Origin of the sequence: Mogibacterium diversum (genome assembly GCF_938028775.1) — a bacterium.
In the GTDB taxonomy this organism is placed as follows: domain Bacteria; phylum Bacillota; class Clostridia; order Peptostreptococcales; family Anaerovoracaceae; genus Mogibacterium; species Mogibacterium diversum_A.
The window spans coordinates 147854-168190 of record NZ_CALIZG010000024.1; the positions used below are offsets into that span (position 1 = coordinate 147854).

Sequence of the window (20337 nt, forward strand, 5' to 3'; positions counted from 1 at the left end):
TATGAATTATACGGACAATTATTTTATGCGGGATGAATTATTTGTGAATAACCGTTCCCGTCTCTCCGTTTATACCTTCTTTAGCTTTCTCTAGCAGTGTGATAAGCGCATTTCTGCCTTCTCCAGATTCTGCAAAGCGGATAGCCGCTTCAACCTTAGGTAGCATTGAACCTTTTGCAAACTGCTCCTCAGCAATGTACTGATTAGCCTTATCAATTGAAAGATCCGATAACCACTCCTGGTTCTCCTTGCCGAAGTTGATGGCAACCTTTTCTACAGCTGTAAGGATTACGAGATAATCAGCCCCAATCTCTCTTGCAAGAAGACTCGAAGCGTTATCTTTATCTATTACAGCCTCTGCTCCAACAAGTTTACCACCTTCATCAAATACTGGAATTCCGCCACCTCCACAAGTGATTACAACATGACCTGCTTCAGCAAGTGTTTTGATAGTTCCTAGCTCGCAGATTCTTAATGGCATTGGTGATGCAACCACCTTGCGGTAACCTCTGCCAGAGTCTTCAACTACTGAGACACCCTGTGCAACAATCTTGTCTGCTTCTTCCTTAGTCATAAAGCTTCCAATCGGTTTAGTTGGATTCTTAAATGCTTCATCAGCAGGATCAACGAGTGTCTGTGAGATAATCGATGATACCTTCTTATCCATTCCTCTCTTCTTTAGCTCGTATTTTATTGCGTTCTGAAGGTCGATTGCAATGTATCCCTGTGACATAGCAACACTTGTAGGTAGCGGAACCGCACCATATCCATGGTGTGTAGCTGCAAGAGCATCCATTGCATTCTGAATCATTCCAACCTGAGGTCCATTCCCGTGTGTGACTATCAGGTCATGACCTTCAGCAATCAAATCAACGATTACTTTCGCAGTATGAGCAACAGCTTCACGCTGCTCATCAACTGTGTTACCGAGTGCGTTTCCGCCTAGTGCGATGACAATCTTCTTTGCCATATTTATATCCCCCTTGATATCGTCTAATAATAGTAACGACCTGATTTCTCAGGCCGCTACGTTGTTTTGTCTTATAAGATTTCTATACGTTCTAGAAACCAAGCTTCTTTGCATACGCAAGAACTGCTTTTTCAAATGCCTCAATTGGTGGGTGCACTGTTCCGGCACCGATCTGACCAAATCCAGCAATCTTGTGAGCAATACCTGTATTGATTACAGGAGTGATTCCCTTCTCAACAACAAGTCTTGCGTCTATTCCTAGGCAAGTACCAGTGAAATTCCAATTTGGAATTATGTAATTAGGGTTTCTATCGATTGTGATCTCCGTCATCTCATTTGATGTATTTAGAGCATCCTCGTATCCACCAGCACCAACAAATCTTGTTACAGCTGGTGCAGCAATCATAGCCATACCACCAACTCCAACAGTTTCTGTAATAGCACTATCACCGATATCTGGGCAAGCATCTTCACCGTCATATCCTGTAAAGTAGAGTCCTTGAGGTGTATTAACTGGTCCAGTGAACCACTCATCTCCCATACCTGCGATACGGATTCCGAAATTTACACCATTTCTGCACATTGCAGTTACTACAGTTCCTTCTGTAAGTCTTCTAGCTCCATCCATGATTGACTTTCCTGTAGCCATCATTATATTGAGGAAGAACTGATCTGTATCAGACAGGAACTTGATTACCTGAGACTTTTCATCCTCTGGCATATCCATATCAGTTATTATCGGTGCCATTTCCTTTAGGAAGCATAGAGAAGCAGCGATATTTCTCTGGTGGAATTCATCACCCATAGCAATCGCTTTAGCAATTAATGGATTAACATTCAGTCCACCTTCGATGCTTCTTATAGCTCTTCCGAGTGTTGGACCTAGAACATCTCTCATCCATCTTAGTCTGTTTACAACCTCTTCTGAGTATGCACCGAATCTAAGAACCTTTCCTATTCCTTCATTCATCTGGCAGTATGCATAATTACCGTCAGTTTCATTCTGAACTACGAATACTGGCATATGCTGAGTAGTAATTCCTCCCATAGGACCTACTGCATTACAGTGGTGACAAGGGATGAACTTAATTTCTCCAGACTCAAGGAGCTTACGAGCATCAGCTTCGTTGTCTGCCCACTCTTCGAACAATACTGCACCTACACAAGATCCCTGTACTGTAGCAGGCATATCCTTATACTCAATAGGAGGACCGGCGTGAAGAATAACTCTTCCATTGTTCTCGTTGAGCTCAGGGATAACCGTCATAGCTGGAACATTATCCTTCAGAACTGGCTGTGCAGCTACAACCTTAGCGATAACCTTGCGGTTTGCTTCGTCGATATCAAACCCTTCGTAGTTTCTGAGGAAGTTAAGAGCTTTAATGAGCTCAATATTTCCTCCTGCTGGTGGCATCCAGTCATACTGAACTACATCGCATCCGAACTTAGCTGTAACTTCTGCAAAGCTCTTAAGACCGATGTTAATTACCTTTGGCTTGTGTGAAAGCATCGATAAAAGCTTTTCTGAAGGCTCAGCCGGAGTAAATTCCTTTACTTCCTTAGGTCTTGTTTCCTTTGGCTCCTCAGTGAATTTATATCCTACAGCTTCGATAGCCGTCTCAACAGCTAGCTTATTAGTCTCTGCAACAATTACACCTGCATCCTGAAGCTTCTTAACAGATTCGTCATAACCCTGATAATCATTTCTTGTTCCGCAAACCTCAGCGACGAAGAATATCTCTCTATTCTGAGCTTTAGCCTTATTCTTTAGCGTCTCGACAGCTGGAATAAGGGCGCCAGCCATATCGTCATGAGAACCATATCCTAAAACAACGTCAAATAGGATTACACCTGTGCTAGGATCGTCCATAGCCTCTTCCATGCATTCCACTCTCTTTGTAGGATCAATCATAGGATGTGGCTTACCCTGAGTATACATGTCATCACCTAGGTCGATTACAACGTGACCGTCGTGATTTAGCTTAAATCCATCTGCATGCGTATTATCAGTAATCTTAAGGGCATCCTTAATCATCATAGCGGCCTCACCTGCCAATGTACCGCCGGAGTAATACGCTTTGATTGTCTTCTTATCTTCAGGGTTGAAGAACTTAGACCTGTCGCAATCAACAGTCCCTTCGGCCACTTTCTGACCTCTTACTAGGCTGACTGCAAGACGAGCACACTCATCAAGTGTATAAGTCTGATACAGACCTTCTTCATAATACTCTGGCTTCTCACCTAGGAATAGGCAAACTACAGGTTTGCTGTAAACGCTAAGTCTTGCGGCAATCTTATCTCTTACTGACTTTGCAGGTGGTTTTGAGATAACTACGAGCACCTTAACTGTCTGATCCTTTTCCATAGCGTCGATGACATCCATCATAGTGGTACCACCAACTTCTTCAGAGAGGTCACGTCCACCGGTACCGATAGCATTTGTTACACCTTCACCCAGTCTATCGATAATAGTTGTGAGCTCCTGAATACCCGTTCCTGAAGCACCAATGATGCCGATTGAACCAGGATTTACAGTGTTTGTGAATGCAATTGGCACACTCTGAATGATTCCAGTTCCACAGTCTGGACCCATTACCACGAGCCCTTTTTCGTGAGCCTTATCCTTGATTTTCTTCTCATCCTCAATCGTTACATTGTCAGAGAACATGAATACATTCATACCCTCGTCGAGAGCTCTATCTGCCTCAAGTGCAGCGTAAGCTCCTGGAATGGAGATTACTGCTAGGTTAGCATCTGGCATCTGCTTAAGCGCCTGATCCCAGCTCTTTGCTGATTTATTTCCTTCGCTTTTTTTATCAGCATTTGCTTCCTTTGCGAAGTACTCGTCAACCTTATCCATAAGCGCATCGAGCACGCTCTCTTCTGTTACATCAGCAACAACTACCATATCGTTGGCAGTTGCATTCATTAGCTCTTCAGTCTCAAGTCCACTCTGCTTAAAAATGTCCTTGTTAGCTGGAGTTGCCATCATGATGGATGCCTTGTTTACACCATCAACCGTTGAAACCGCATTGGTAAGTAGCATCAGGGTAACAGAATCATGATAACTTCCTGCTTTTACAATTGTCTTTAGCATTTATTCTCTCCCTTTTATATTAGTCAGCAAATCTATTCTTGTGATCATATCTATTGAAGTGAACCGGTTCACCCTTTAGATACTCGACTAGTTCATCTGCAACATCTAAACCACCTGTTGCATAAGCCTTTTCCATTCTATTCTTAGCTCTCTCACCAGGGAAGTTTACCTTATCAAATCCTGGAGCAGGCTTCATTGTATCAAGTTCGTCTAAGCACTGACTCATAGCCTTCTTGAAGGCCTCTGCACCAACAAATCTCTCTGGGTCAATTACGATATGCATCTGTCCAAGTCTTCTGCCCTCTGAAAGATCATGATACATGGAGCTAACATGACCACCGAATGGTACACCAAGAAGAATTCCAGAGAAGACATCTACGAGCATCATGAGTCCATACCCCTTAGCTCCAGCAATAGGGTTAAGAGCATTAACCTTATGTGGGTCTGTTACAGGAGCACCATTCTCATCTACCGCCCAATCTGCAGGAATTTCCTCATGCTTAGATCTCTTATCTAAAATCTTTCCCCAAGCCTGAACTGTAGTAGCCATATCGAATACTACCTTTCTATCATCGGCGGTTGGAGCTGCAAATGACATAGGGTTTGTTCCGTAATATGGTTCAGCACCACCGTAAGGAACTGCCATAGGATCTGACTGGCAGAACGAAATTGCTAGTAGCCCTTCATCCGCAGCCATCTCGGTGTAGTAACCAATGGATCCTGAGTGTGACAGGTTTGCCATTCCCACAACAGCGATTCCATTCTTCTTAGCCATTTCAATAGCTTTTTCCATGCCTACCTTAGCAACAGTAAAACCTATTCCATTATCTCCATCAAGAATTCCAGAGCATGGTCCAGTTTCCTTCCAAGTCATGTTTGGCTCAACCGTGATTCCACCTTTAGCAATTCTCTCACTATAATACTCAACTCTTACGGCACCGTGAGAATAGTAACCTCTTTCATGAGCCCAAGTAAGGATTTCTGCTGCAGTCTCAGCGTCATCAGCATGTAGTCCCGCCTGCATGAGCTTATCTTTCATCAGGCCCTTTAGTTCTTCTCTAGATAATTTCACTTTTTTTCCTCCATGAACCTGTATATACAAATTCTATCTATAAAAACAGGTCCGCATCTATGACGCGAACCTGTTACCAACAATTCTTAATATTGCTTAAACTTACAGCTCAACGTCTCTGTTGCAATCCTTTGAGTAGATGTAGATAAAGTCTTCAGTACCTACACCGTAGCAAGCCTGTGGTACGTATGAATCCATGAATACATAGTCACCCTTCTGTAGAGGAACCCACTCATCATCTAGTACGTACATTCCCTTGCCCTGTAGGAAGTATGCGCCATGCTCCTGAATGTGAGTTTCGATATATCCATGGCATGCACCTGGAGCAAATTTCAGCACGTGCATGTTCATATCAAATCCTAGATCCTCTGCAGCTGGAAGGAAGTCTTTGCTCTGACAGTTCGTCATGCCCTCGTAATCCTTCCAAGGTGTATCGTTAATATTTGCAACAACTGTGTAAGCTTCTTTTCCAGGAAGTGGATTGTATCTTCTTCTGTAGATATAAACGAAAGCGTCCTTGTCGCTATTGTTTACGAAACTGAATGGCTTATCTGCTGGCGAATAAATGTAACCACCTTCTGTTAAATCAGCTTCTTTATCAGCATTCTTTACTGTAAGCTCTCCACTAATTACATATAGAAAAGATTCGATTCCGTCTCCACCAATCTTGTCGTTCTTTCCGCCTGGGTGAACTGTTGAAATATAATCAGCAAATGATGCGCCCATAGCGGGTGAACCTAGAATAGTTGTATCGCAGTTCTCGTAGCCCGGAATAACGTTCTTAACGATGCCGTCTGGCTCAAGAATAGTGTACTTACCCTTCTTATAAACAGATCTTGTCGAAAGCAGTGTCTCTCTGTAACCGGTATTATTGTTTAAATAACTCATGAAGTTTACCTCTCTTCCTCATGTTTAATAATAATAGACTTTTAACTTGGCGAAACTTATCAACCAATTTTCTATAACAATTTAATCATCTTTCAACCTTTTTTTCAAGTGTTAGTTTGAAATTTTATGTTCTAAATATCGACCTTATTGCTTTTTTGAATTTTATCTGATAGTGTTATATCATTCTATACGATTTCATTGTATTTATCATGTATTTTCAAGCTTTTTAAGATATATTTATTTTGCATATTTTATAATTCAATGATATTTAAATATACAATATCTATTTATATTCATTAATTTATAATTCATTGGTTAGATAATTTTTATTTTTAACATAAAAATTTTTTTGGATGGCAAGCGAAGGAGTTATTAAAATTATGTTAAATGTTAAGAATATTACGGTTTCAAAAGAAAACAGTATTAACTCGTCAAGAAGATTCACTCTTTATTCCCCTAGCGATTCTACTCTACGCGCTTTAATCGTATACATACACGGCGGCGGACTGCTATGCGGTAATGCGAAGGATTTACCAGAATTACATAAAGAGAGATTGACAGACGAGGGTTACGCAATTTTAGCTATTGATTATCCTCTTGCCCCGCAGGTGAAGATTGATGCTATTCTAGAAGACATAATTGATTCTATAAATAATTGTTTTAAGCTAACTGAACTTAGAAGCAATCTCCCATTATTTGTCTGGGGGCGATCTGCAGGCGCTTACCTCGCATTGCTCGCATCTGCTAGCGATAAGCTCCACCTTAAATTGAACGGAATAATTTCGTACTACGGTTATGGATTTCTATGTGACAGCTGGTATGACACGCCAAGCCCATACTATATGAACCTTCCTATTGTCGAAGAAGCCTCTACAAAGATTCACGATAAAGAAATCGTATATCGAGGGGATATAGCTAACTATTTCAGCACATATATATACGCAAGGCAGACTGGAAAATGGAAAGACTTGATCTACGAGGGCCGCGATAAATATTTCTTTTTGTTATACACGTTAAGAGCCGTAGATAGTCTTCCAGCGCCTTTATTTGCTGCACATAGTGCAGGTGACACAGATGTTCCATATAGCGAATTCATCGCCTTATGTAATAAATATCATCCGGATAAATTCATTGCCTCTATACCTGAACATGACTTCGACAGGAATACGAATGAACCTGAGACAGTTGAACTTCTTAATAAGACTATTTCATTTGTATCAAATAATATTTAAATATAATTAGATACTATGAGGGATTCCGTATGAAATTTCATCGGAATCTTCTCATAATATATTTTAACTTTGGTTTCTCAATTATTTTCTCTATTATAAACCCTTGTTTTTCATATAGGTTCTTAGCAACTTTATTAGAATCAAAAACTGATAAGGTAATGCTATTAACGTCTTTATTACCGAAAATGTATTTTAGAAATTCTTTTAATGCCATTGAACCTAAGCCCATACCTGTTTTTTCAGGATTTATTACAAACCTACCGATGTGGATACTATCTATACTTGACCTTATTTCTTGTATTATCCCGACAAACTCATCATCATTGAAAATTGAAAAAACATTTTCAAGTTTTCTTATTTTGTCACAATCAAGCGGATAAGATACCTTGTTCCCCATCCATTGTTCTTGAAAATCCTTTCCCTTATCATTAGACCATTCACATAAAGACAATGCATTAGTATCATTTATGCCTTTTTCAATTAAGATATTCATACAACTCAAATTCTCCTAAGCTATTGATTAGAACTGCAGTATTGTTTCAAGCACATCACCGATATCACTGCTTATACAAATGCTTCTCTCTTCAAGTTCTGATGGGCAGAAAGCCTCACCGTAATTGACACACGCATAAGTTGAGTTATTATTCGTAATCGCCATCTGCCAGAATGGGAACTTTATTATCACCGGTGTGTTTGCACCGACACCTAGCTCGAGAAATAGCACATTCATGTTCTCGTGTCTGCGCAGGAAATCCGAATATCTTGCCGAAGCATCTCGCCAGCCACCATCTTCGACGAAAGTCCCATCAGCTCTAAGGTTATTTGTTACTGGTCCTCCTGTGGTTGGCATAACAGGAATTAGTTCAGAAGGTATCTGCATCTTGATTGACTTATCACTAGGAACATCGAATTCGCCAGAATCATCGCGTATAAATCCCTGTGCCTCCATAGCTCTATTGACCCAGACTTCGTTGTCAAAGGTAATGCCATCCTTACCATCCTCACTTTGGAACAGCCCGAAGTCCCCCTGTGTATAGAATAGTCTCTTTTTATCAAAACCTGCCCGCTGGAACTGATGATCAACATTCGTAGTTACTACAAAATAATCTTTTCCATTAACAACCTTAAGTAAATTTTCATAGACAGGCTTAGGAGCCTTTATATATCTATTATAATAAATTGCCCTTGCCCACCATGCCCAGCGAGTTTCATCGTTAGGAAATGGAAAAAAGCCGCCTGAATATATATCGGTTATTCCATACTCCTCTGCAAAATCAAAAAAATATCTTTCAAATCGTTCGCCGCTATACGTAAAACCCGCCGATGTTGAAAGTCCTGCCCCTGCTCCGATGATTACAGCATCGGCTGCATCCATAGCCACCACCAGCTTTTCCGTTCTTTCTTGAATAGAGCCTTCACCATAAACCATCTGGCCATTGAGGTAGCTCATAACCGCCTGCCCTCTCTTTATGCTCTCTATATATCCATTAGGTCTATCTCTAAATAAGTCTCTCATAATACCCTCTATCTTCGTCCTTAAATACGTTAAATATCACTCTGTCCATAACCCCTGGGTGTTCCGAGAGCCAGCTTCTTACAGTACTAACTGCAATTTCTGCAGCGCGCTCATTAGGAAAATGGAATACCCCTGTCGAGATACAGCAAAACGCTACTGTCTTTAAACTGTTTTCCATGCACATATTTAGTGTGTTGATATAGCAATTTGCAAGGTCTTGCTCAAGTTCATGAGTAAGGCTGAACTGGACGATAGGTCCAACAACATGAATAACTTTCTTCGCCGGCAAGTTATATCCGTCTGTAAGCATGGGGATTCCCGTTGGCTGCTCATAGTCAGGTCCAAACTTGGCTCTTAGCCGGTTCATATGCCTATTACATTCCTCTCTAAGCTGTACTCCTGCGTATGTATGAATGCAGTTATCTATACAAGTATGCATAGGGATAAAACAGCCTAGCATCTGTGAGTTGGCAGCATTTACTATTGCATCTACAGACAGCCTAGTAATGTCCCCTTGCCAGATTGAGAGACATTCGCTTCTAATAGGAATATCATTTACTTCAATAATTCCATGCTCATCTGCCAAACCTTTTAAATATTCATCTTGAACTCTCAAAATTAAACCGTCGATGTGACGAGGGCTGCGGATGTTCATAAGCGAACGAAGAAGTCGCCTTTTTCCAACAACGTCCCCTGGCGTTTGCAAATCCTTATAATCTATAGAATCTGCTTTAAATTGCTCAACTAGAAAATCTAACCTCTCAGCTTGTGTCATCTTTTCATTCATATCTTTTCCCCGCTTTCACAACTTAAAGATATTATACCAAAACAAAAGCCCATTCACTAAATATTTGAGTGAATGGGCTTGATGCATTTTAGTCTATCTTAGGAAAAGTTATTCGCAAATCCCGTAATATGATCGCTACTCGTTTATTTCTCGAGTGTAGTTCCTTTTCTGAAGTTCTCACAAGACTTCATATTCTTCATTAGCAGGTAATAGATAATCCCTGTAGGAATCGTAGCTGTGAAGAACGAAAGGTCAACCTTGTAGAGTCCGATTGCCGCACCTACTACAGTTGCAATGATAGCCGCCATGTTTACACCAGCTTTTGACCCATTTGGATCATATAGATCGTCTAGCTGTTCCTTAGTGAAGTTTCTCTTGTGGAGAATGAAGTAGTCAACAATAAGGATAGCGAAGATTGGAGCGAAGAACGCCGAATAAATCTTAACGAATAGCGATAGACCTGCTGCAGAGCTATCATTAGTTAGGATCCATGGGCAAGTTGCTACTGCAAGGATTCCGATTAGGATTACAGCAGTTCTGTGCTTCATCTTAAATGTATCCATGAATACGTATGCTGGTGGAATTACGTTGCTTGCAAGGTTTGTCGAAAGCTGTGCAAATATGATAAATGCCAGCGTAACAACTAGTACAATCTTATTATCTACCATCTCCGCAAATGCGTTGATTGGATTTGCAATTCCAGTAGCTGTCGAGGCCATAGCACCGATAATTCCAAGCATAACTGTCGCTGGAACCATAGCCATGAAATACGAGAAGCCTCTTACAGGTGCGCTGTATCCTTGCTTCATCTCACGAGAATAGTCCGATGCATTGAGCATTACTGTAGTTGAGTTTCCAAAGAAAGCAATTACAGAAGCAACAAATGGAAGTCCCCATGTACCGCTCTTATGCATTAGGTTAGCAGAAATAGCATCCCACTGAGTTGTGAGGCATATGTAAAGCAGATAGAACATTGCAATTACAATTACTGTTCCGCCGATATTTCCGACCCACTTTGCACCCTTGAATCCCTTGATTGAGAGCAGAATCTGCACAATCTGGAAGAGGATGAAGAATAGCCAGATATTATCATAGTGGAATAATAGTTTCGAAATATTGTTGATAGCAGCTCCACCTAGCCACGTCTGGTAGCCATACCATACGATAGCCGGAAGACCTCTTATCATAGATGGAAGTACATTCCCCTTAGTACCATATGCACTCTTGAGATGAATGGAATATGGTGCTCCAGTCTTATAACCGAACTGGTCATTCATAGCTATTCCAACTACTAGGATCGTTGAGCCAAGCAGCACTGCTAGGAACAGCTGTATTAAATTGAGACCTGTCTCCATCTGAGCGGATCCCATTGCCAGAGTTCCTATTGAGATACAGCCACCGAGCCAAAGCATAGTGTTCGAGCCCCAGCTCATGGTACGTTTCTCCCACGGAATCGGTTTGATGCTCTCACCCTCATTATTAGGGGTATTTACGTTCTTGTTTTCTGTACTCATATTGTTCTCCCTTAATTATTTAGCACCTTTATCTAACTGGTGTTACATACTTTCCAAAGCCCTTAGCTTCTTCTACATACATACCATCCTTAGCGACAACGCGGCCACGGATAACTGTGCAGGTTGGTGCACCCTTTCCTTCCAACCCGTCGAAGCAAGTTACATGTCCCTTTGTGAAGAGCTTTTCCTGCTCAACCTTCCAAGGCTTTTCTGGATCAAGAATTACCGCATCAGCATCAAACCCAATTTCAAATGCACCCTTCTGTCCATAGAAACCGAATACCTTTGCCGGATTATAGTCCATAACCTTAGCTATTAGGCTTGGGCACAGCTTCTTCTGATGCACTACCATATCGAACATCATAGGAAGGAAGAATTGGATAGCATTGAGTCCGCCCCATGCCTGCCAAATGTCTCTCGACTCATTATCCTTTTCCTCGTCCGCTGCTGGTGAGTGGTCACTACCAACGCATGATAAAGTTCCATCGAGTACATAATCCCAAAGCTTTTCTACGTCTTCCTTAGTCCTTAGAGGTGGTGTGCACTTAGCTGGTCCGCCTTTTTCAAACACGAAATCTTCTGAGAAGCCTAGGTAGTGAGGGCACGTCTCAGCTGTTATTGGCAGCCCTTCGTACTGAGCCTCCTTAACGACCTGTGCAACCATAGGATGACTTACGTGACAGATATGCACTCTACCGCCAGTCGCTCTAGCCATGTCTATTACATTCTTAGTAGCTACATATTCTGTCCATACATCGTGAGAATCGAGGAAAGCTCTAATTTTCTCTTGTCTTGAAAGACCAGTCATAGCCTTGGCCTTCTTTTCTCTCTCGAGAACCTGTCCGTATTCTTCGCAGTGGAATCCACACAGTGCCTTGTATGGCTTTAGAATCTCAAGAGCTTCACGAACATTACCCATATTCACGGTTGGAAAAAGTGGTCCGTTAGGGCATGTGAATCCCTTAAATGCAGCTACACCAGCCTTCTCAAGATCCTCAAGATCAGCAAGATTGTTGTGAACTGAATATGGATCATCATCGAAGTCTCCTACAATTCCACCCCATAGACCGAAATCGATGTATGAATGTTTAGTAACCTTACTCATCTTGAGATCAAAGACTTCCTTGTTCATGAGCGATGGGTCATTGTTAAGAGGCATGTCGATAAGAGTTGTACAGCCTGCAACGGCAGCAGCTCTCGAACCAGTCTCGAAATCTTCTCTATAATCGAATCCAGGCTCGTTTAGATGAGCATGGCAATCTATGATTCCCGGATATACTAGGTTTCCCTCTGCATCGATAACTTCTGTAGCTTCAGCTTCTGTTCCTGGAGCTAGGAATGCAGCGTACTTGCCGTCTTTTACAGCAATATCTGCTTCATAGACACGGTCTGGTGTAACCAGTTTACCGTTCTTGATAATTAGATCATACATGTCTAATCCTCCTTATTATGAGCGGAGAGAGATGCTTATCACACCTCTCCGCTTCTTTATAGAATGAATGATTAAATAAAATTCTAACTGAATTTGTTATTAGTCTTCAAAGATTGTTCCAGTTCTGAAATTCTTAGAAGATGGCATGTGCTTCATCAGTAGATAGTAAACAACACCTGTTGGGATGAGGCTGACATACCACGATAGGTCTACAACGAATACTGATACGAGGGCTCCAACAGCGATTGAAATTATAGCTGCCCAGTTGATTCCCTTGAAAGGTCCCTGCTTGTCGTAAAGAGTATTGATATCAAGTGTGCTCTTACGAAGGAAGTAGTAATCTATAACCATTACAGCAAAGATAGGTCCTAGGAATGCGGAGTATACCTTTGTGAAAAGAGATAGTCCTGCAGCTGAGTCAGCAGTAACGAGCTTCCAAGGCATAACGCATACTGATAGTATACCAACGAGCACTGTCGCATGTGACCACTTCATTTTGAAGGACTCCATCAAAACATATGCTGGTGGAACTATATTGTTGAGCACGTTAGTTGTAACCTGTGCAAATGCGATAAACAGCAGCGTAATAACTGTAAGGAACTTGCTTCCCATAGTTGTTGAGAATACGACTACAGGATCTGAATTCCCTGTTGCTGCAGTAACGAGAAGTCCGATGAGTCCCATGAACAGTGTTACTGGCAGGATAGCGATTGTATAAATCGAACCAGTCTTAACTGGCCTTATATCCTCCTTTAGGTTTCTCGAATAATCTGATGCATTGATGATCATTGTCGAGTAGATTCCGAGGAATGAAGTTGTCGCAGCCCAGAAAGGCATACCCCATGTACCCTTAACATTTGCAAACGATGCGCTGATATCTACAGCGAACTTAGTCTTTACAACGTATAGCATGTATGCGAGGATTGCCACGATGAATACGCAAGAGAAGTTCTCAAGCCATTTGATACCGTGGAATCCTTTGATAGCGAGACCAACCTGCAGCAGTGTGAAGAGACCAAATACAACCGGGAGGTTATCGAATCCCCACAGAATCTTGAAGCAGCTGTTGATAGCACCAGCTCCAACCCATGACTGGAATCCAAACCACACGATAGCCGGAAGACCTCTAAGAACTCCTGGAATCTTTACACCAGTTGTACCGAAGCTTGATCTTAGCTGAACAACATATGGCATACCGTACTTATGTCCTGCATTACCGATAAGCACTAGCGCTATTGCAATTACAAGGCATCCGATTGTCATAGCTAGAATAGCCTGCGCTATTGTAAGTGTGCCTATGAGTGCTGATCCCATCGAGAATGTACCGATGGATACACAACCACCTAGAAATGATGCTGTGTAAGATAGCGATCCCATGATTCGACTCTTTGTCGGCTGTAGGTCCTCATTGACTCCGACAACAAGATTCGGATCAAGTGTTTTGTTATCTACAATACTCATTAAAATATTCTCCTTTAATTTTTCAAATAATTTCGTTTAAAATAGTCGCTTAACCAGTTCGCCTGTACCCTTCTGTCCAACAAGCTTACCGTCTTCTGCCATTAGCTCCCCTCTTACGAAAGTAGCTACAGGTAGACCCTTACCTTTCATTCCTGCAAATGCAGAAATCTTATTTACATAGTATAGAGAATCTGCTGTAATCTCCCATTCTCTCTCAGGGTCAATTATTACAATATCAGCGTCAAAGCCAACTTTAATATCACCCTTCTTTCCATAAATGTGGAATGCTTCAGCAGGCAGCTTAGCCCATGAGTTAGCAAGGACACGTGGGTCAACTCCGCGCTTAACAACTCCTTCAGAGTAAATCGCTTGAACGCAACTCTGAATGCCACTTATTCCACCCCATACGTCAAATACATTCTCTATCTTCTGTCCTAGGATTTCATTGAACTTCTCATCATATGTACAAGGCGAATGATCTGATGCTAGCCCGGCGAAAACACCTGCTTCTACACACATCCACATGCCTTCAACATCTGCCTTCGTCCTGAGCGGAGGAGCGCACTTGAAAAGTGGTCCATTCTCTAACACATCGTCTTCTGTAAATGACAGGTAATGTCCACATGTCTCTGCAGAAACCTGATATCCTTCACACTGCGCCTCATACACCTTCTCAGCAGCTGCTGGATGGCTTACGTGACAGATGTGTGCACGGCATTCAAGCTCCTTAGCAATTTCTACTACAGTTTCTGTTGCTACGATTTCAGATGCTGGAGTTCTTGAGTCGAGGAAACCTCTCCATGTGAGATTACCAGCTTCCTTTTGTGCCTTTTCCCCTTCTTTAATCATCGCAAAATCTTCGCAGTGGAATCCAGCCATGCCGCCAAATTCCTTGATAATTTTCATAGCCTGATACGCCTGCCCATATGTTAGCGGTGAATAGTCAGGTGATACTGGTCCTAGGAATGATTTAAAAGCGATTACTCCTCGCTCATCGAGGCCCTTTAGCTGATCAAGGTTACCAGGTACAAGTCCTCCCCAGAATGCAAAATCTGAATACGCATTAGGCTGAACCTTTGCTAGTTTAGCATCAAAAATCTCAGGTGTGGTGAGTGCTGGTTCATTCTGAAGTGGCATATCGATAATAGTCGTATATCCACCAACTACAGCTGCTGCAGTTCCGTGTTCATAGTCTTCTCTCCACTCGTATCCTGGATCATTAAGATGTGCGTGAGTATCAATAGCTCCAGGAAAAACCTGCTTGCCAGCTGCATCAATTACTTTAACCGCTTCAGGTTCATCACCCTTTGCTAGGATGGCTGCAATCTTGCCATCTTTGACAGCAATATTTGCATCCTGAACTAAATCAGGTGTAACTACCTGTCCGTTCTTAATTAATAAATCATACATATAATCCCCTCCCTATAGCCTTTTAGACCATAAATGTGAAGTCGTTAATTAAATTGATTAGGTACACTCACTTATTAAAAAATGTGGTCAACCAATTTCAATGTTTCTATGGATATATACTACATTAGTAGCTAAAAATCTTCAATATCATTATATATTTAAATACGGATTGATTGTTTTTTTTTAATTAAAATTTTTTATTGTTTTTTAAAGTTGTATGTTCAAACTAAAATATTTTTTAGTTTTTGATATAATAGTGTTAATAATTCCAAATCGAGGGTAGTAAAGATGGACATATTGCAAACATCTATTTACACAATAAAAACTTTCAATAGACTGAAATCAGCTAAACTTAGACCGAACATAGACCTGTACGTTCATTCAATATATGAACGCACTATAAATCTAATGCTCGATGGTCAGCTTATAGCACTGCAGATTGCCGATTCCCCAGTTTCTCCTATAAGCATCATTTTGCCATTGGACGAAACGGGTTTAGGCAGACTAAAAATAAAATCTAATAGTCCCATATCAATAGATGGTACAAATTTATTAATAGGGAAAAATATCATTTCACTAGATCATGCATATGATGTTTATGATGATACACTCTACGAGCATAACTTTTCAACGTCATTAAAGGATGTGGTGTGGCAGCTTATCGTAGCCTCTGATAGGGACGGCTTTTCAACCCTCATAAAATCACAAAACACTCCAGATGATATTGCGCTTTCATATGCCAAAAAAAAACTAATTGATGCCGAATCGATATGTAGCATCATGACGTATGGAAATTTAGCCGAGGAACCCACTAAATCGAATCAGCTTAATAAATTGTGTAATTCACTATCCGGTCTTATAGGCGTTGGCACTGGCCTTACACCTGGCGGTGACGACTTTATGACGGGGGTACTTTCAACATTTAAAGCACTTCCGCAATGCTTTAACCATAAACTGATCTCCTCTCTATCTAACTCAATATGCAGTAGACGGAACAATACGAACGAGATAAGTAGCGCTTTTATAGACTGTGCATTACGAGGTCAATTTAGTAAAGCAATCATAGATCTATATGATTCAATATGCTTAGATAATGTACAGTTATCGGATATTGGACAAGAAACTTTAGATAATTTGTTAGACAGTTTTCTAGATATAGGTCATACATCTGGCATAGATACGTTAACCGGAATATATTGGAGCATGACACATCTTTCTAAAATTTAATATTCCATCAGCTGTTGAAACGAAGGTATTTTTTTAAATATTTAATTATGTTTCAACCACTTTTTAATTTTATGGTATAATGTGCATATCTGAGACGAAAGGAAGTATTTGAAATGAGTCTACTAACAACAATGCAGAAGAGACGCAGTGTTCGTAAGTATAACACCGAACCTGTTACAGAGAAGGAATTAAACGATATTATTTCAGCAGCCCTGCTCGCTCCAAATGGTAAAGGACTTAGACCTTGGGAATTTGTAGTTGTCAGAGAAAAGGATACTCTTAGAGAATTGATGAACTGCCGTAAGGGAGGCGCAAAGATGCTCGAGACGGCTAATGTTGCCATTGCGGTTTATTCTGATTCAGATAAGACAGATACATATACAGAGGATAGCTCAATTGCCATGACTCACATGCTGCTCGAAGCAGCCGATCTTGGCTTGGGCGCAGTTTGGCTTCAGATTAGGCTACGTCCTTCAAACGAGGAGGGTGTTACAGCTGAAGAATTTGTAAATGCAAGACTAAACCCACCTAAGAACATGCAGGTGGAAGCTTTACTAGTACTAGGTCATATTAATGAACAGCCTAAGGCTCATGAACTACCAAATTTTCCTTCAGATAAGGTTCATAACGAAAAATGGTAAATTACATAGCCTAACAAAAAATACAAACCATAGATTTAAAAGAGCAACACTTTCAACAATTGAATGCGTTGCTCTTTTATATATTCATCGGATTAATGCATCTCGAAGGAGAAAGGTAATTCAAGTTCATTACCTTCATTATCAGCGCCTTCTAATGTAAATTTGAATGGAAGATTTGAATCTATCCTCTTGAATATGATCACTCCAGATATGCTCGATCCAGCCTTGATATTTTTTTGCATATGAACATCGTCATAAAGATAATTTTCTAAGTAAGACTCATAATCATTGCCGTCTTGACTAAGTATGCTTTGGTCTGGATATATTTCGATATTTTTCTTAGTACCATTCTTAACCTTAATGTAAACTCTCGTCTCATCGCTTGTTAAGTCAACCTTTTGAACGGTAGCTGAAACGCCCTTAACCTTAACATCATATCCAATATCCAGAGTCTCCTCTGCTGGAATAGCATCAGTTGATTTTATCTTTTGAATCTTTTTTGCTTCGAGTTTAACAGCCGTCATTTCTGTCGATTCCTCATCAACGACCTGCGCTTTGCCAAGGACTTTACCCTTTACTTTTATATATTCGCCATCTTCGTACTTGACCTTATTGTCGGATACAACTACAACTGTTGGGTGCTCATGCTTGGCGAAGTCCTCATATCCCTGCAGATGAATCTCACCGTGGACTTTATCTACGGCAACAATCTGCATTGTTAATTCTTTTATCGTCTTGCCCTTAAACTCGTCAGGGTGTGCATAAAGTTCTTTAAGCTTTGCTTTGCTAAAAGAAGACGAGCAAGCTGACATAGAAAGACTAATCCCTAATGCTAGCATTAGGGTAAAAAATATCTTAATTGAATGTCTTTTTGACATAGACATATATTCCTCCTGCGGAGCATGGAGCTCCGGCTAAAAAGTTTATTTTGCTTTATTACAGCATTTTTCTAATCTGTTTTCCATCCATCCATGATGTTATGTTCTCAAATACCATCTCTGCACGTCTATCGATGGATTCCCTCGTATCAAAGCCCACATGAGGTGTACAAACTAGGTTAGGCGCACCAATAAGCGGATGATCTTTAGGGAGCGGAGGATCCTTCTCGAATACATCTATTCCAGCTTTAATCCTGCCCTCTCTAAGCGCCTTCGCTAATGCTTCTGTCTCAATAACAGGGCCTCTTGCTGTGTTCACGAGTATTGCTCCTTGTTTCATAGCAGCAATTTCTTTTTCCCCAATTAAGCCTTTAGTTTCCGGTGTCAAAGGAGTGTGAATCGAAATAATATCTGCGTTCGCCATGACATCGATGAGTGGCATATACTCGAGTCCAAGAGCCTTAGCTGCAGTTTTCTCACTTCTATTAAAACCAATAAGTTTACAGCCAAATGCCTTAAAAATAGCAGCAGTTCTAATGCCGATTGCACCTGTACCTATTATTCCGACAACCTTACCTGCAAGCTCTCTGCCTGCGAGGCTGCCTTTACCAAGTCCATTTTGAACGGCTTCGTTGCATATGGTAATATTTCTCAAACAGTCCAAAGTCAACCCTATTGCTAGCTCCGCCACCGCGTCATCACAGTATCCGCCTGTATTGGATATAAGTACTCCTTTTTCTCTGCAAGCTTCAATGTCCACATGATCTATCCCTACAAATGCAACTGAGACGAGTTTAAGATTCTCGTCTGCTCTAATGACCTCTCCAGGAAGTGGATGATTTGCTATTATAAGAACCTCTGCATCTTCAGCGCGTTTTATTAGCTCGCTTGTATCAGTAGTCACAGTATCGTATGACTTAAACGTATGACCTTGTTCTGTCAGTGTACTCGATAGTCTCTTCAAGGTGTCCTCGGAAATACCTAGTGGCTCCATAAGAATAATCTTCATTTTATTAGTCCCCCTTGTAAATTATCTAATGTTGACTTTTATTATAGCACAATGACAGCCAATCACATTATGAAAAAATATGATTGGCTGTCAGGTAGGTAGTATTAAGTTACGTAAAATCTTATTCCATTTTCTTAAGTGTATTTAAATATTTGATAAACTCTTTGAAAGTCTTTCTAATCTAAAATCATTTTGTTTTTCAACAATATCAATCCATTCTTCAGAAAATATAGTAGCTCCATGCAAAGCACCAATAATAGCACCTACAATTGTTGATATAGCGCATGTCTCATCACCGATATTTACAGCATCAAAGATAGCCTGAATCGGGTTATTTTTTCGTGCAATCACCAAACCAATTGCAGTAGGTACTGTTTCTGCAATCTCTGGACCACAACCAATAATATCACGCAATTCGTCTACTGCTACATCTGAGTTGTAATTTTTCAAGGCAATCTGCTGTGCAATTTTTATTCTTTTATAAATAGATGGACCTGGATAATCATTTACCATATCATCGTCTAAAGCTAACTGATATCCCTTTTGTGCACCATATAAGGATTTCTGTACTACACTGAACACTGTTGATTGCTCTTGGAATGCTTCTGCTATTGCTGTTGCTACTGCACAAGCCCCAGAAATACTTAGCCTGTCATCATGCGAAGTCATCGTAATTGTTTTTGTGTTTAATATTACATCATTAATCTGCTCGTTATTAATTATCCCAGTTGCAATTGCCTTGCACGCAGCACCATTAGACGATAGTGCATAGAAATGCCCTTTGAATAATTTATTCCCTAAATGACCTGATGTAGACCAGAAGTCAGTGCTATCTCTCATATTTAATAGATTTACTACTTTTCTTGTAGTCATGCCTGCAAACTGTTCAAAATATTCACTTTTGCCCCATTTTATTAATGCATTAACAGCTACATCGTTATCGATTACACCTTCATTCTCTATAATTTCCTCTAATAAATAATATGGTATGCTAAAGGCATCTGTAACCTGACCTAAAGCTCTCCCTCGAGCTGCAGTGTCATCATCCGGTTTTATAAAATTATGAACTAAACCACCATATATTTTCATTATTTCAGAGCGACTTTTTCCATCTGTAGAGGAAGCAAGAGCATCGCCTATTGAAGCACCGCAAAGAGTGGAATATATTTTATATTCTCTATTACTAAAAGCTTTCTCATCCAT

General features: G+C 40.7%; 17 protein-coding genes. 3 read left to right on the plus strand and 14 right to left on the minus strand.

The features are described 5' to 3' along the window. Nucleotides 1–37 precede the first annotated feature (37 nt). From arcC to allE, 4 genes are all read right to left on the minus strand, one after another. Nucleotides 38–970, minus strand: a complete 933-nt coding sequence (arcC, locus tag Q7O90_RS07720; RefSeq protein WP_304129130.1) for a carbamate kinase — start codon at nt 968–970, stop codon at nt 38–40. A 91-nt stretch (nt 971–1061) separates the two neighbouring features. Continuing rightward, nucleotides 1062–4067, minus strand: a complete 3006-nt coding sequence (gene fdrA / locus Q7O90_RS07725) for a DUF1116 domain-containing protein (RefSeq protein WP_304129132.1) — start codon at nt 4065–4067, stop codon at nt 1062–1064. Nucleotides 4068–4086: 19 nt separating this feature from the next. After that, a complete protein-coding gene (gene allD / locus Q7O90_RS07730) occupies nt 4087–5139 on the minus strand; it encodes an ureidoglycolate dehydrogenase (protein ID WP_304129134.1) in 1053 nt (350 codons plus the stop codon). A gap of 102 nt (nt 5140–5241) precedes the next feature. Further along, nucleotides 5242–6027 carry a (S)-ureidoglycine aminohydrolase gene (gene allE / locus Q7O90_RS07735; RefSeq protein ID WP_106057069.1) on the minus strand — a complete coding sequence of 262 codons (786 nt, stop codon included), beginning with the start codon at nt 6025–6027 and terminating at the stop codon, nt 5242–5244. Between the two features lie 380 nt (nt 6028–6407). Here allE and Q7O90_RS07740 point away from each other — a divergent pair, with 380 nt between their 5' ends. After that, nucleotides 6408–7259 (plus strand): alpha/beta hydrolase, encoded by an 852-nt coding sequence (locus Q7O90_RS07740; RefSeq protein WP_304129136.1) that lies wholly within the window; start codon nt 6408–6410, stop codon nt 7257–7259. Between the two features lie 37 nt (nt 7260–7296). Here the strand turns inward: Q7O90_RS07740 and Q7O90_RS07745 are convergent, their stop codons facing one another. From Q7O90_RS07745 to allB (Q7O90_RS07775), 7 genes are all read right to left on the minus strand, one after another. Beyond that, entirely contained in the window at nt 7297–7752 is a 456-nt protein-coding gene (locus Q7O90_RS07745; RefSeq protein WP_304129137.1) for a GNAT family N-acetyltransferase, read from the minus strand. Nucleotides 7753–7779: 27 nt separating this feature from the next. Continuing rightward, complete coding sequence (locus tag Q7O90_RS07750; protein ID WP_304129138.1) at nt 7780–8775, minus strand: SIR2 family NAD-dependent protein deacylase; 996 nt, start codon at nt 8773–8775, stop codon at nt 7780–7782. Continuing rightward, a complete protein-coding gene (locus Q7O90_RS07755) occupies nt 8759–9562 on the minus strand; it encodes a protein-ADP-ribose hydrolase (protein WP_304129139.1) in 804 nt (267 codons plus the stop codon). Before Q7O90_RS07755 ends, Q7O90_RS07750 begins: the two co-directional genes overlap by 17 nt. Nucleotides 9563–9705: 143 nt before the next feature. After that, the gene (locus Q7O90_RS07760) at nt 9706–11076 is read right to left on the minus strand and encodes an NCS1 family transporter (protein WP_304129140.1); all 1371 of its coding nucleotides are present in this window, start codon (nt 11074–11076) and stop codon (nt 9706–9708) included. 28 nt (nt 11077–11104) lie between these two features. Then, a complete protein-coding gene (gene allB, locus Q7O90_RS07765; protein WP_304129141.1) occupies nt 11105–12508 on the minus strand; it encodes an allantoinase AllB in 1404 nt (467 codons plus the stop codon). Between the two features lie 99 nt (nt 12509–12607). Next, nucleotides 12608–13969, minus strand: a complete 1362-nt coding sequence (locus tag Q7O90_RS07770; protein ID WP_304129143.1) for an NCS1 family transporter — start codon at nt 13967–13969, stop codon at nt 12608–12610. Nucleotides 13970–14005: 36 nt separating this feature from the next. Next, nucleotides 14006–15379 carry an allantoinase AllB gene (gene allB / locus Q7O90_RS07775; protein ID WP_304129144.1) on the minus strand — a complete coding sequence of 458 codons (1374 nt, stop codon included), beginning with the start codon at nt 15377–15379 and terminating at the stop codon, nt 14006–14008. A 288-nt stretch (nt 15380–15667) separates the two neighbouring features. Between allB (Q7O90_RS07775) and Q7O90_RS07780 the strand changes: the two genes are divergently transcribed. Together Q7O90_RS07780 and Q7O90_RS07785 are read left to right on the plus strand one after the other, a co-directional pair. Then, complete coding sequence (locus Q7O90_RS07780) at nt 15668–16606, plus strand: DUF2877 domain-containing protein (protein WP_304129145.1); 939 nt, start codon at nt 15668–15670, stop codon at nt 16604–16606. Nucleotides 16607–16719: 113 nt separating this feature from the next. Then, the gene (locus Q7O90_RS07785) at nt 16720–17247 is read left to right on the plus strand and encodes a nitroreductase family protein (protein ID WP_304129148.1); all 528 of its coding nucleotides are present in this window, start codon (nt 16720–16722) and stop codon (nt 17245–17247) included. A 92-nt stretch (nt 17248–17339) separates the two neighbouring features. On the opposite strand, the gene Q7O90_RS07790 is transcribed toward Q7O90_RS07785, so the two are convergent. From Q7O90_RS07790 to Q7O90_RS07800, 3 genes are all read right to left on the minus strand, one after another. After that, nucleotides 17340–18131 carry a hypothetical protein gene (locus tag Q7O90_RS07790; protein WP_304129150.1) on the minus strand — a complete coding sequence of 264 codons (792 nt, stop codon included), beginning with the start codon at nt 18129–18131 and terminating at the stop codon, nt 17340–17342. A gap of 52 nt (nt 18132–18183) precedes the next feature. Then, nucleotides 18184–19134, minus strand: a complete 951-nt coding sequence (locus Q7O90_RS07795; protein ID WP_304129152.1) for an NAD(P)-dependent oxidoreductase — start codon at nt 19132–19134, stop codon at nt 18184–18186. A 144-nt stretch (nt 19135–19278) separates the two neighbouring features. Next, nucleotides 19279–20337, minus strand: coding sequence for an ADP-ribosylglycohydrolase family protein (locus tag Q7O90_RS07800; protein WP_304129153.1), 1059 nt, complete (start codon nt 20335–20337; stop codon nt 19279–19281).

Excerpts from the sequence above, each read along its gene's own strand:
- arcC (WP_304129130.1), bottom strand. The coding sequence starts at position 970 with ATGGCAAAGAAGATTGTCATCGCACTAGGCGGAAACGCACTCGGTAAC.
- fdrA (WP_304129132.1), bottom strand. The coding sequence starts at position 4,067 with ATGCTAAAGACAATTGTAAAAGCAGGAAGTTATCATGATTCTGTTACC.
- allE (WP_106057069.1), bottom strand. The coding sequence starts at position 6,027 with ATGAGTTATTTAAACAATAATACCGGTTACAGAGAGACACTGCTTTCG.
- Q7O90_RS07740 (WP_304129136.1), top strand. The coding sequence starts at position 6,408 with ATGTTAAATGTTAAGAATATTACGGTTTCAAAAGAAAACAGTATTAAC.
- Q7O90_RS07745 (WP_304129137.1), bottom strand. The coding sequence starts at position 7,752 with ATGAATATCTTAATTGAAAAAGGCATAAATGATACTAATGCATTGTCT.
- Q7O90_RS07750 (WP_304129138.1), bottom strand. The coding sequence starts at position 8,775 with ATGAGAGACTTATTTAGAGATAGACCTAATGGATATATAGAGAGCATA.
- Q7O90_RS07755 (WP_304129139.1), bottom strand. The coding sequence starts at position 9,562 with ATGAATGAAAAGATGACACAAGCTGAGAGGTTAGATTTTCTAGTTGAG.
- Q7O90_RS07760 (WP_304129140.1), bottom strand. The coding sequence starts at position 11,076 with ATGAGTACAGAAAACAAGAACGTAAATACCCCTAATAATGAGGGTGAG.
- allB (WP_304129141.1), bottom strand. The coding sequence starts at position 12,508 with ATGTATGATCTAATTATCAAGAACGGTAAACTGGTTACACCAGACCGT.
- Q7O90_RS07770 (WP_304129143.1), bottom strand. The coding sequence starts at position 13,969 with ATGAGTATTGTAGATAACAAAACACTTGATCCGAATCTTGTTGTCGGA.
- allB (WP_304129144.1), bottom strand. The coding sequence starts at position 15,379 with ATGTATGATTTATTAATTAAGAACGGACAGGTAGTTACACCTGATTTA.
- Q7O90_RS07780 (WP_304129145.1), top strand. The coding sequence starts at position 15,668 with ATGGACATATTGCAAACATCTATTTACACAATAAAAACTTTCAATAGA.
- Q7O90_RS07785 (WP_304129148.1), top strand. The coding sequence starts at position 16,720 with ATGAGTCTACTAACAACAATGCAGAAGAGACGCAGTGTTCGTAAGTAT.
- Q7O90_RS07790 (WP_304129150.1), bottom strand. The coding sequence starts at position 18,131 with ATGTCTATGTCAAAAAGACATTCAATTAAGATATTTTTTACCCTAATG.
- Q7O90_RS07795 (WP_304129152.1), bottom strand. The coding sequence starts at position 19,134 with ATGAAGATTATTCTTATGGAGCCACTAGGTATTTCCGAGGACACCTTG.
- Q7O90_RS07800 (WP_304129153.1), bottom strand. The coding sequence starts at position 20,337 with ATGGATGAGAAAGCTTTTAGTAATAGAGAATATAAAATATATTCCACT.